Genomic DNA, 11,718 nt, shown 5'->3' on the forward strand with positions numbered 1-11,718 from the left:
GGCCAACCTGCGTGCCGAGGGCGGCCACAAACTCGTCTGCAGCGCCGAGCCAAAGCACGTTGCCTTCCCGCGCACCGACCCGGTCGTCATCATGCTGGTCCGTCACGCGGAGCGCGCCCTGCTGGCGCGCGGCACACGCTTTCCGCCCGAGCGACGCACACTCTCCGCGCTGGCCGGCTTCGTCGAGCCCGGCGAAAGCGCGGAGGAGGCCGTCGCACGCGAAGTGCACGAGGAGACAGGCCTGCGCGTCGGCGACATATGTTACCATTCGTCCCAGCCGTGGCCGTTTCCGGGGTCGCTCATGCTCGGCTTCACCGCAGTCGCACGGGACGACGCCCTGACCCTCGACCCGACCGAGATCGCCGAGGCACGCTGGCTTAGCCGCGCCGACCTGCGCGCCCGCCGCGACGAGGATTTCACCCTGCCCGGCCCAGCGGCGATCGCCCGTCGCCTGATCCATGACTGGTTGATCGAAGACGGTGGCCCCGGCCTGTTCTGAACCGCCGGGCCGCTTGCCCTTGGTGCCAATCCGAAACATAAACACGCCGGACTGTCTTTTGCCCGGAAGTCACCCGCGTGCTGCACGAGTTGCCTATCGTCGTCCTGTGTGTGTTCGCCGCCGCGATCGTGCGGGGCTTCTGCGGCTTCGGCTTCGCGCTGCTGGTCGTGATGTCGGCATCGTTCGTGCTGCCCACGAAGGACATCGTGCCGGGCATGCTGCTGCTGGAGGTCGTGGCCGGCCTTCGTCTGCTGCCCTCGATCCGGGGCCACGTTCACTGGCGCTCGATCGCCATCATTATTGCCGCCGCCACCGTGGCGACGCCCGCCGGGGCCTTTATCCTGCGGGTGGCGCCGGCGGCGGCGATGCAGTTCGGCGTGTCGATCCTGGTGCTTCTGGCGTGCGGCATGCTGGCGTCCGGGCGGCGGCTGACCCGCATGCCGACGACGCCCGAAACCGCGATGACGGGCGCGGTGGCGGGCCTTCTGAACGGGTCGGTCGGACTGGCGGGGCCGCCGGTCATCCTGTTCTTCCTCGGCTCGCCGCTGGCGCTGGAGGCGGGACGGGCCTCGATCATCGCCACCTTCCTGGCCATCGACGCGGTGGCTCTGCCGACGATGGCCATGCTCGGCCTGTTCGGTCGGACGACGCTGCTCTTCGCGCTCGGCTCTCTTCCGGCCCTTGTCGTCGGGCTTGCGATCGGCGCGCGGATGCATGACCGGGTCGATCAGGCACGGGCACGCACGGTCGTGCTGGCGGTGCTGGCCGCCATGGCCGTCGCAAACGCCGTCACCAGCGCCGCGACCCTCCTGTCCTGACGCCCGGAGACTGCGACCCGGAGTCTGAGGCCATCCCGTCAACCCGTATCGATCGACCCCCCAGGTGTCCCACGCGGGCACAAGCCTGCCGACACGCAAGGGCGGCACACACACCCAGACCCGTCGCGCGGGCCATGCCGGCGCAGGTGCCGCGCGTATCCAGCGCACTGGGCGTCGATCACGACTGGTGACGTCCCGCGTGCGCTCACGCGGGACGGGCCTTGGGCACGGGTGTCTCCAGCTCATGGGTTTCGGGCATGGCGAGTAGATACAACGCGAACACGGCACATCCGCAGACGCTCAATGCAAGGAATGCCGTGTTGAAGCCGAAATAGGTCGTCAGGAGACCGCTGCCGACATTCGACAGCAGAGCGCCGACCGTGCCCGCCGCCAGGCCTATCCCGATCAGCGTGTTGGGCCGTCCACCACCACGCGAGAGATCGGACAGTCCCGCGAAGAACAGGACAAGCACGATGCCCGACGACAGCCCGTCGAGCATCTGTGCCGCGACGATCGTGGGCCACCCGGCACTGGCGGTCATCAGAAGATCGCGCAGGGGCTGCAACGCGAGCGCCAGCAGAAACAGGGGCTTGCGACGTCGTGTGTCGGCGGACCGCCCGATGACATAGGCGACCGGAACCATCGTGGCCTGCGCGACGATGATGCAGATCGCACTCATGGCCGAGGCACTGCCGAAATGGAACGCGGCGTGGCGTTCGATCATCAGCGGCACCATCGCGCCATTGGCCAGATTGAACAGAAAATAACACAGCAGGAACGTGAACAACGCCCGATGCTCTGGCCCTCCCCCGGCTTCGTCCCCGACGGAGGCGGGCGCGGGCGGCTGGTCGGCCCGGCTGGACAACAGGAGCGCCAGAACGAGCGCCACCGTCGCCAGCCCGCTGATCGCCCACAGCGGCGCGACAGGCGCGACCGTACTGCCCGCGACCCCCATCAGGCAGGCGATCAGAGCATTGCCCAGATGGTTGAATGACTCGTTTCGCCCCATGCGCGCGACATAGCCGCGCGCCCCGGCCGTCTGGCGGCTGATCGCCGCCAGAATCGGCGAAAACAGCGCCCCGGCACCACCGGCCAGACAATGCACGAGGGTGACCTGCCAGAACCCTGGGGAGACGGCGGCCACGGCCACCGCACACGCCGTCAGCACGCAGCAGGCGCCCAGCATGATCCGGCGCCGCGACAGGCTGTCCAGCGCACGGCCGCCGAACAGACGCGCCAGCACCGCACCCGCGCCGCCGGCCGATATCGCAACGCCGGTCGCATCGGCCGACCATCCGTAGGTCGCCAGCAGACCGGCAAGAAAGACACCCAGATTGTCCTGCACGTCGGCAAGAAGGAAACTGAGACCATCCAGAACAAAGGCGTCCTGGCGACGGGCCGCGCCCGTCTCGTGGTGAGTCATGCTATCCCTTTGTCGTCGTGTAAAAGGCAGAAAGGTCGACGCGCCGGCCGCAGATCGAAACCGTCACCGGCCCGGCGCGCCCGCGCGAACAACGCCCGCGGCGGCAAGTGGCTCCCGATTTTGTTCGGACCGATCGTGGAACACGTGCCCATCGCCGGTCGGCGTCGCCTACCCTTCGTTCGAACGCACCGGCGCCATCAGGCGCGCGCACGCTCCAGAGGGTGATTCGCACCGCGCATCACCCGGCCACACGCCTCGGTGCCCAGACGATCGGTGAATGCACCGTCTTCCCACACCATCGTTCCACCGACCATGACCGCCCGCACCACGCCGTCGGGCCGATTGACCACCTGGCGGCAGCTAAATTCGGCCCGGTCGAGACACCGGTGGGTGGCTTCCGGGTCCCAGGCCGACAGGGCGACAGGATCGATCAGGCACAGATCGGCCTGCGCGCCCGGCACGATCCGGCCGGTATTCAGGCCGAAGAACGCGGCCGGCAACCCGGTGAGACGATGAACCGCCCGCGCGACCATGCGCAGGCCACCTTCAGGTGCATCCATCGCCTGCGCGATCTTCAACGTGCGCAGATTGCCGTCATAGAACCCGATATTGGCGAGATGGGCGCCGCTGTCGTTGAAGCCGGGCAGTGTCTGCGGATGAAACAGTAGGGATCGCAGGGTTTTCGGATTTCGGTTGGCGAACACGGTCTCCCACCGAAGATCGGTATCCCATGCCCGCAACAGGTGGAGAAAGAAGGCGGCATCGTCGTTGATCGGATCGGGGCATGTCGCGAAAAACGCGGCCTCGGCCGCATCGCGCGCGCCCGTCCGGCCGCCCGTGGCCTGAAACGTCCGCAGCCGGCGCCACGGACGCTCCAGCGTCTCCCCCGCCCAATGCGCGAGCGGGGCCTCGGCGACGGTCATATCCGCGAGATTGCGGGTCAGCACGACATGCTCCAGACGAAGCGCACGCATCAGCCGCGCCCAGCTCAGCCCCGTCTTGCCCTTCAGCCACATCGTGCGAAACGCCCGAACCCACTCGGGGTCGTCGAGGATGCGACGGCGTCCGTCCCGATCGTCGAGCTCGAGTTCGTTCAGCGCGCGAAAGGCATGGACCTCGTCCGCCACGGGATTGATGGCCCCGTCGCTCCAGATCCGAAAGGGCGACGACAGCGCCTGAAAGCGAAACTGCCCGCCCACAAGGCGCGAGTTCAGGATGCGCGACAACAGCAGGCACAGATGCATGGCCGCGCGGTTGGTCTGCAGATCGAGCGCCGCCAGAACGGTGGTCCGCAAAGGCGTCCGGTGCAAACGTCCGCTGGTCAGAAGAAAACCACGAACCGCCGCCACGATATCGTCCTTGGGCGGGGTGGCCTGCCATAGACGGCCATAGCGCCGGACGATGCCGGTCAGACGCCGGAGTTCGCGGTACGGCGCATACTGGGTCGGTATCTTGCGCCGCTTGTTCGGGGCGTTGGCAAGAAAGTGAAACGGCAGCGCGTCGGTGGAAAACCCGGCAAACCCCTGCGCCATGCCCTGCTCCAGCAGGGCGGCCATGGCGTCGATGTCCCGCCGCGACGGGCGACGGGTGATCGAACCGGTCAGCCCCATCACCTCGATCCGCAGCATCGAGTGTGGAATCATCGGCACCACATTGGGGCCCAGCGGAAGACTCTCGAGATGATCGAGATACCCTTGCGACGTGGTCCACGTGCACGTGTCCGCCACACGCGTCAGGACCGAGCGCGGCATGTTTTCCACCCGCGCGAAACAGTCGACGATCGGATCCTCACCGTCACGTCGCTGGTGGCCGTAAGTGATGCCGATGGAACAGTTGCTCATGACCACGGTCGTGGTGCCATGACGCACGACCTCGCCCAGCCCGGGCGCGAGTTCCACCTCCAGGTCCAGATGGGTGTGGATGTCGAGCAGACCGGGCATCAGCCAAAGGCCATCACATGCGACCTCTCGCGCGTCGGACTGCGACGGCAGTTCGCGCCCCAGCGCCGCGATCCGTCCGTCCCGGACCGCGACATCCATCAAAACCGGCAAGGCGTCCGACCCATCGAACAGGAGGGCGTTACGATAGATCGTAGCGGGCATGCGTGCCTTTCTGGTGCGGCTCACGCGGGGCGGATGACAGTCCCCGGCGACCGGCACGCGATCATGACAAGATATTCATGATCCTAACACGCGGGTGACCGGAAAAGTTTCCGCCCGCGCCTACTGCCCCTCGCGCTCACCCATCAGGGCCCCCATCTCACGCGCCGACGCCCGCCCCTCGTGCGCCAGTCCGGCGATGACGCCCCGGCGATTGGACTCCGGGTGATGCTGGATCATCTTCCATACCCCCTCCATCGCGTCGACCGAAAGACGCACCCCCACGATCGCCCGCAGCATGGCGTCGATATAATCGTCCGGCGCATCGGACACGCGCCAAGGGTCCGCCCGCCCCTCCTCGTTGGCCTGCGTCAGCGTATCAAGATGGCGACGCAACCAGAGGGGATCGCGCTCGATCGTCAGGGTGCCGCGCACGTGGACCGCGACATAATTCCAAGTCGGCACGGCCTTGCCGGTCGCGCGCTTGGTCTCGTACCATCCCGGATGGATGTAGGCCTGCGGCCCCTGAAACACGGCCAGCCCCCCCGTGCCCGCCGCCGCGATCTTCCAGAACGGGTTGCCCAGTGCCACATGGCCTTCCAGCACCAGACCGGTGGGCTCCTCGCGCACGACCATGGGCATGTGCACCGCCTCTGGCCGCCCGTCGGACACGGCGATCAGGGCGCCGAACTGGATGGAACGGAGGGCGGCCAGCAGGACGTCCCGGCGATCTTCCCTGAACTGTTTGGGCGCATACATCAGGACCTCCTATCATGCGGCAGGCACAAGGGGGCCGTCCTGGCGACGAACGGTCGCGGACGACACATTACACGCACACGCGGGTCGCGACACACCCGGCCAGCAGCCCGCGCGCCACGTCGCACGCCGTGCCTGCCAGATCGGCGTCCGGAATCTCCCCCGCTGTCCAGAACGACAGGACGCCACGAAACGCAAAGGCAAGATGGCCGGCCAGACGACTCAGCGCCCCCTGATCGTCGGCAATGGTCAGGCCCTCCCCCTCACCAAGCGCCTGCGCCCACAGAGCGCTGGAGCGGGTCCAGACCTCGCCGGTGACCGGGCCCGCCGTCCCCAGCCACCCGAGGACGGCGCGGTTGACCGTGGGCTCTTCCAGAATGACCGACACCGCCAGATCGAGGGCCAGCATCACACGGCCCTCGGCCTCCGGCGGCACGCAGGAGGCAAGCAGCCGCGCGCGCATGGTGTCGATCCTGCGGGCCGACAGCGCATGCATGATCGCGGCCTTGCTGCCGAACTGGTTGAACGGCGTCGCGAAGCTGACGTCGGCGCGCGCGGCCAGGTCACGCATCGAGAAGTCGGCCTTGCCTTCGCGCAGCAGCGCTTCGGCCGCCTCGATCACGCGCCGACGGCGTGCCAGTCCGCCGGGACTGATGGACGACACGGGAGGCTTGTGTTGCATGGGTAAATTTTTATATCATGATATAAATTAAAGTCATCGAAAGCCGGATCATGTCCTCTCTCGCACACAAAACCTTCCTTATCACGGGCGTCAGCTCAGGTCTCGGTCGCGCCTTCGCCCGGGCGGCGCTTGACGCGGGCCACAAGGTGGTCGGCACGGTCCGGCGCGAGGACGACGCCGATGCGTTCGCGGCCCTCTCGCCGGAACGCGCGCACCCGCTCGTCCTCGACGTGACCGATTTTGCGGCCATTCCCGGGGCCGTCACGGCCACGGAACGTGATGTCGGCCCGATCGACGTGCTGGTCAACAATGCGGGGTATGGGCATGAGGGGGTGCTTGAGGAATCGTCGCTTGACGATCTGCAGCGACAATTCGCGGCCAACGTGTTCGGCCCCGTCGCGCTGATCAAGGCGGTTCTGCCCGGCATGCGCGCGCGTCGGCGCGGTCATATCGTCAACGTCACGTCGATGGGCGGTTTCGTCACCATGCCCGGCATCAGCTTTTACTGCGGCAGCAAATTCGCGCTCGAAGGCATTTCAGAAGCTTTGGGCAAGGAGGTGCGGCCGTTCGGCATCCACGTCACGGCGCTCGCCCCAGGCCAGTTTCGCACCGACTGGGCCGGCCGCTCCATGGACCGCACGCCCCGCAGTCTCCCTGACTATGACTCCGTGATGGACCCGGTCCGCGCCGCGCGACAGGCCAAAAGCGGACATCAGCCCGGCGACCCGGCCAAGGCGGCTCAGGCGCTGCTGGCGCTGATCGACGCGGCCGAGCCGCCGGCGCATCTGTTTCTGGGCGAGGACGCGCTCGCCCTGGTCGATGCGAAGATACAGGCGCTGCGGGCCGAGATCACGTCATGGGCAAGCGTGTCGCGTGACACGGGCTTTCCGACCTGACGACGATCACAGCCTTCCCGCCCGCAGGGCCAACCGTGTCTTACAAATCGGTGGTGAAGGAGAATTTGAACGTGCGGGGCATGCCTTCCAGCAGATAACCGCCGAACGCCGATGCCCAGTACCGCGTGTTGGCCAGGTTATCGACCCCGAAACGCAGTGTGATCGGCGTGTGGTGGGTCACGAACGTATAGCGCGCGCCCACGTCGAAGCGCGTCCATACCGGCAGGTGCAGCGTGTTGGCCTGATTGACCCACTGCTTGCCGGTATTGACGACGCGGCCGATCACCGTCCCGCCCTTGAGGAACGGCAGATCATATTCGAGATTGCCGTTGATCGTGTAGTTCGGAACGCCGATCGCGGTCTTGCCGTCATAGGTGCCACCCGCCGTATGGCGTTGCTCGGCCTGAATGACGGTCCCGCCGCCGTTGAAGCGCAGCCCGTGCACGATCTCGCCATTCAGGTTCAGCTCGATACCGCGGTGGCGCTCAATACCGTCCTCGCGGAAGGCATATTCGCCGGTGTTGCCCACCGCGACGGAATAGGCGTTGGGTTCGGCAATCTGGTAAAACGCAAGGCCTGCGCTGAACCGGCCGGTATCGTATTTGCCTCCGATCTCATACTGGACGGATTTGTAGGGCGGGAAAATCTCGCCAAGATTGATCACGTTCCCCGTCGCCGTCGGTCCCTGTGACAAACCTTCGATACGGTTGAAATACACCGATGTCTGGCGCGTCGGATGGACGACCAGACCCACGACCGGCGTGATGGCATCCTGGTCGTAGGCCGCCGACAACGCGCCGCGTCCCGTCGTGCTGTAATTGTAGCCGTTGATCCGCATGTTCTGATAACGGAACCCGGCCGTCAGGGCGACACGGTCGTGGAACGCGCTCATCGTATCGGAGAAGAACAGGCTGTAGAGACGCGTGCTGTTTGTGGTGTGCGGGTCGTTCACCACGCCACCGGCGAATGTCTCCGCGGGCGGGGCCACGGGCCGCGTGCGATAGATGTTCGTCGCATAACTTGTCAGGGCCATGTCATACGCAGCGCGCGTGTCCTCCCACACGGCCGAACCACCTGCATTGACCTCGTGATGTACGGGCCCGGTGTCGAATTTCGCACGCACGCCCGCGCGCGTGCTTTCGTTTGTCTGCTGGTAGGGCACATACATCGCCCCGGCCGTGGCGTCGCCGGTGGCGGCATTGGACACCGTCGGGTTAGAGTAATTGCCCTTCTCGTCTGACGTCAGCGCGCCGAACGCACCGTAGAGCATCACGTTCCGCGTCAGGTCGTGCTCGACATTGAGCATGCCAAACACGTAGTTCAGATCGTTATAGGCCCAGGTTTGCCCGAAATTGTGTGACGGCGACGGCGCGCGCGGTACCGCGTTCACCGTGCCCAGAAAGATCGCCGGACGGCCGCCATCAACCCCCTGGTTCTGGTAGTTGATGTCCATGGTGACACGCGTGCGATCGTCCAACGAACGCCAGTCGACGTCCGTGCCAACCACGGTCGAATGACGATATTCGCCGCTGATCGCGTCCTCGCCCGACATGCCCGCGACATTCAGGCGCACCCCGAACTGCTTTCCCTGACCGAAGCGTCGCCCCACGTCCAACGCCCCACCACCCATGGCGCTGCTGGTGTAATCACCTGTCAGACGCGTGATGGGGTCGTTCGTCGCCTGCTTGAAGATCAGGTTGATGTTGCCGCCCACGCCCGAACTGCCCGGCGCCGCGCCGTTGAGGAACGCGCTCGCGCCGTTGAGGATCTGCACCTGATCATAAAGTTGCGGCGAGACGAGCTGGCGCGGGGTAATGCCGTACAGACCGTTGATCGAGACATCGTCACCGTAGAGCACGAAACCGCGAATGATGAACATCTCGGAAAAATTGCCGTATCCCAGCGTCGTCCGGACGGACGGATCGTTCTGCAGAACCTCACCCAGGGTCTGCGACTGCTGGTTGAGAATCAGGCTGGCGGTGTAGCTGCGGACGTTGAACGGTACATCCAGTCCCCGTTTCGTGCCCAGTGCGCCGAGTTGACCGCCGCTTCTGACCTCCATCTGGTTTCGCCGCTTTGCCTGGACGAGGATTGTTTCATCCTCCACCGGTCCGGGCGCTGCTGCGGCCGCCGGACGCTGCAAGGTCGTCTCGGCGGCCCGGGCGTGAAGCGCCAGTGCCGGGAAAGCGCTTCCCGCCATCAACAGAGCGAGCGAGGGAAAGACATGACGGGGAGGTAGAGACTTTGACACGGTACCCTCGGAGACAGGCGGTTCCAGACCGGACGTACGGTTCCTATACTGAAATTGCAACTTAGTCGCAACATGAATGCACGGTATATGCACGCGCGTCTGCTCCCGTGTCCCGGACATAGCCGCCAAGCGCTTGACGACGGCCGGAAATGGCGCGATGCCGACCCGGCGTTCTCCGCTGTAAAGGTGCCCGTCATGAAGCCACTCTTCTGCGGCCTGGCCGTCTGCCTGCTCGCGACTCCTGTTTCGGGAGCCAGGCGGGCCTATGCCGCCCATGGTTATCCCGCCCAGGCGGCGTGCTGGACCGCACTTCCGGCCGATGACGAACGGCCCGACGTGACGTGCCTCAGCCTGTCCGAACCCGTGCTGGAGGGACTTCGTCATGCGACCGAGGCACAGGTGACGGCGCGCATGGGTGTCCCCGGCAAGGGGGGAAAGCCCGTCCATTTCGAAAGCGCCAGCCGCGACCCGGGCGCGTTCAGCGGCTTTGTCGATCTCGGCTACACACGCGGCAGGGTCTCGCGCCTTCTGGCGGTGATATCGCAGGTCAAGCCGGATGGCATGGCCGGACCGATGATGACGTGGCGCTGGGACGCACGCACGGGCGCATGCTCGGACTTTCCCGGCTCGACGCATCGCTGTCCCGACGACTGACAGCCGGCGCGACGGTCAGGCACGGCGGACATGCACGATCTCGTGGCGGATGTTGCTCGCCTCCAGGTCTTCGCGCGTTTCGGACGGCAGGTTGCTGTCGGTGATCACCAGATCGAATTCGGACAGTGCCGCCAGACGGTGCAGGGCCGTGCGCCCGAACTTGCTGCTGTCGATCAGCAGCACCCGAAAATCGACCGTCTCCATCAACGTACGCTTCGCCTTCACGATGTCCTGATCCTGATGGAAGGCTGTCAGACCGTGCACCGTGGAACTGGACATGAACAGAATGTTCGCGCGCAACGACTGGGCCGCCTGTTCGCACAAAAGCCCGAAAAACGCGTCGTGGGCGGCAACATACGTGCCGCCGAGGCTGATGACGCGCATCCCGGCTTCGCCACTCAACGTCTGAATCACCCGCAGACCGTTTGAGATCACGGTCAGCGGCTTGAGCGCGGGCAGAAACGGCAGCATCGCGGCAACGGTGGTGGAGTCGTCAAGCACGATGGCCTGCCCGGGCTCGACCAGGGACACCGCCTTTTGCGCGATAGCGTGCTTGCACGCCTCCTCCTGCCGGGAGCGAAAGAAAATCGTGCTCTCGACGAGGGACGACGCGAGGCTCGTTACACCACCGTGCACCTTGCGCACCAGACCCTGCTCGACAAGCTGCTGGATATCACGATGAATGGTCATGCGACTGACCGAGAGAGCCGCGGCAAGTTCATCGATCTGCGCCGTGCCAGCGTCGATCACGGCGTTCAGGATCTGCCTGCGGCGAATCTCGCCCGCACTCTGATCGCCCTGAATATCCATCAAACGGCTACGCTGTGTTCGATCGCCTGTCGTCGTACTCGCCATCCGATCCCAATCCCGCGTTATGAGGGTGCACCAGCCCTTAATATAGACTGATACCCGTCCACATTCCACGCCGAGCGCCCGACGAACAAGCCGCCGACGTCTGGACTGTCGAGATAATCCGGAGCGTTGTCCGGCGAGACGCTGCCGCCATACAGGATCCTGAGCCCGGCGAAGCCGGTCCCCATGTCAACGAGTATGCGACGTATATCCCGGTGCGTCTGCGCAACGAGATCGGCCGGGGCCGGGCGCCCGGTCTCCCCGATCGCCCACACGGGCTCATACGCAAGGACGACGCGATGGGCCTCGTCTGGCCGCACGCCCAGAAGCGCGACCCGGATCTGACGTTCCAGAGTCGCCCGGGCTACACCCCAGGCACGCTCGTCATGATCCTCGCCGATGCAGATCAGGGGGATCAGACCGTGCCGCAACGCGGACAACACCTTCAGATTGACGGTGTGATCGGTCTCTCCGAAATGCTGCCGGCGTTCGGAGTGGCCAAGTTCGACAAGTTGCGCCCCCGCATCGACCAGCATGGGCGCGGAAATCTCCCCGGTCCATGAGCCCTGGTCGGCCCAGTGCATGGTCTGCGCGCCGACCAACACCCCACTGTCACGCAGGATGGTCGCGACCGACGCCAGTGCCGTAAAGGGGGGAATGACGAAAGGCTGAACCGAACCCGGGATATCGACACCCAGCAGGCGTTTCGCAAACTCTGCTGCCTCGGGCAGAGTCTTGTTCATCTTCCAGCTGGTACCGATCCAGTGTCTGGCCTGAGAATTCGTCAT

Annotated in this window: 11 protein-coding genes; 4 read left to right on the plus strand and 7 right to left on the minus strand. The window is 65.5% G+C overall.

What is annotated here, in order from left to right; translation table 11 throughout:
- Both nudC and HUK82_RS06270 read left to right on the plus strand, forming a co-directional pair.
- The coding region (nudC, locus tag HUK82_RS06265; RefSeq protein WP_176613142.1) for an NAD(+) diphosphatase at positions 1-499 on the plus strand (499 nt) is incomplete at its 5' end.
- A gap of 77 nt (positions 500-576) precedes the next feature.
- Positions 577-1,317, plus strand: a complete 741-nt coding sequence (locus tag HUK82_RS06270) for a sulfite exporter TauE/SafE family protein (protein ID WP_176613143.1) — start codon at positions 577-579, stop codon at positions 1,315-1,317.
- Between the two features lie 205 nt (positions 1,318-1,522).
- Here HUK82_RS06270 and HUK82_RS06275 read toward each other — a convergent pair whose 3' ends face one another.
- From HUK82_RS06275 to HUK82_RS06290, 4 genes are all read right to left on the minus strand, one after another.
- Positions 1,523-2,740: an MFS transporter gene (locus HUK82_RS06275; RefSeq protein ID WP_176613144.1), complete on the minus strand. Its 1,218-nt coding sequence runs from the start codon at positions 2,738-2,740 to the stop codon at positions 1,523-1,525.
- Between the two features lie 197 nt (positions 2,741-2,937).
- Entirely contained in the window at positions 2,938-4,842 is a 1,905-nt protein-coding gene (locus HUK82_RS06280) for an N-acyl-D-amino-acid deacylase family protein (RefSeq protein WP_176613145.1), read from the minus strand.
- A 120-nt stretch (positions 4,843-4,962) separates the two neighbouring features.
- The gene (locus HUK82_RS06285) at positions 4,963-5,598 is read right to left on the minus strand and encodes an FMN-binding negative transcriptional regulator (RefSeq protein WP_176613146.1); all 636 of its coding nucleotides are present in this window, start codon (positions 5,596-5,598) and stop codon (positions 4,963-4,965) included.
- Positions 5,599-5,665: 67 nt separating this feature from the next.
- Complete coding sequence (locus HUK82_RS06290) at positions 5,666-6,277, minus strand: TetR/AcrR family transcriptional regulator (protein WP_176613147.1); 612 nt, start codon at positions 6,275-6,277, stop codon at positions 5,666-5,668.
- 50 nt (positions 6,278-6,327) lie between these two features.
- Here HUK82_RS06290 and HUK82_RS06295 point away from each other — a divergent pair, with 50 nt between their 5' ends.
- Positions 6,328-7,173 (plus strand): oxidoreductase, encoded by an 846-nt coding sequence (locus HUK82_RS06295; protein ID WP_176613148.1) that lies wholly within the window; start codon positions 6,328-6,330, stop codon positions 7,171-7,173.
- Positions 7,174-7,213: 40 nt separating this feature from the next.
- Here HUK82_RS06295 and HUK82_RS06300 read toward each other — a convergent pair whose 3' ends face one another.
- Positions 7,214-9,373, minus strand: coding sequence for a TonB-dependent receptor (locus HUK82_RS06300; protein WP_176613163.1), 2,160 nt, complete (start codon positions 9,371-9,373; stop codon positions 7,214-7,216).
- A gap of 246 nt (positions 9,374-9,619) precedes the next feature.
- On the opposite strand from HUK82_RS06300, the gene HUK82_RS06305 reads away from it, so the two are divergent.
- Complete coding sequence (locus tag HUK82_RS06305) at positions 9,620-10,078, plus strand: hypothetical protein (protein WP_176613149.1); 459 nt, start codon at positions 9,620-9,622, stop codon at positions 10,076-10,078.
- Between the two features lie 15 nt (positions 10,079-10,093).
- Here HUK82_RS06305 and HUK82_RS06310 read toward each other — a convergent pair whose 3' ends face one another.
- Positions 10,094-10,888 (minus strand): DeoR/GlpR family DNA-binding transcription regulator, encoded by a 795-nt coding sequence (locus HUK82_RS06310; RefSeq protein WP_176613150.1) that lies wholly within the window; start codon positions 10,886-10,888, stop codon positions 10,094-10,096.
- A 62-nt stretch (positions 10,889-10,950) separates the two neighbouring features.
- The gene (locus HUK82_RS06315) at positions 10,951-11,718 is read right to left on the minus strand and encodes a triose-phosphate isomerase (protein WP_176613151.1); all 768 of its coding nucleotides are present in this window, start codon (positions 11,716-11,718) and stop codon (positions 10,951-10,953) included.

The organism is Ameyamaea chiangmaiensis, from assembly GCF_013376175.1.
GTDB lineage: Bacteria > Pseudomonadota > Alphaproteobacteria > Acetobacterales > Acetobacteraceae > Ameyamaea > Ameyamaea chiangmaiensis.

What these genes read in the sequence shown, in the direction of transcription:
- HUK82_RS06275 (WP_176613144.1), bottom strand. Translation starts at nt 2,740, where the DNA reads ATGACTCACCACGAGACGGGCGCGGCCCGTCGCCAGGACGCCTTTGTT.
- HUK82_RS06280 (WP_176613145.1), bottom strand. Translation starts at nt 4,842, where the DNA reads ATGCCCGCTACGATCTATCGTAACGCCCTCCTGTTCGATGGGTCGGAC.
- HUK82_RS06285 (WP_176613146.1), bottom strand. Translation starts at nt 5,598, where the DNA reads ATGTATGCGCCCAAACAGTTCAGGGAAGATCGCCGGGACGTCCTGCTG.
- HUK82_RS06290 (WP_176613147.1), bottom strand. Translation starts at nt 6,277, where the DNA reads ATGCAACACAAGCCTCCCGTGTCGTCCATCAGTCCCGGCGGACTGGCA.
- HUK82_RS06295 (WP_176613148.1), top strand. Translation starts at nt 6,328, where the DNA reads ATGTCCTCTCTCGCACACAAAACCTTCCTTATCACGGGCGTCAGCTCA.
- HUK82_RS06300 (WP_176613163.1), bottom strand. Translation starts at nt 9,373, where the DNA reads ATGGCGGGAAGCGCTTTCCCGGCACTGGCGCTTCACGCCCGGGCCGCC.
- HUK82_RS06305 (WP_176613149.1), top strand. Translation starts at nt 9,620, where the DNA reads ATGAAGCCACTCTTCTGCGGCCTGGCCGTCTGCCTGCTCGCGACTCCT.
- HUK82_RS06310 (WP_176613150.1), bottom strand. Translation starts at nt 10,888, where the DNA reads ATGGATATTCAGGGCGATCAGAGTGCGGGCGAGATTCGCCGCAGGCAG.
- HUK82_RS06315 (WP_176613151.1), bottom strand. Translation starts at nt 11,718, where the DNA reads ATGACGAATTCTCAGGCCAGACACTGGATCGGTACCAGCTGGAAGATG.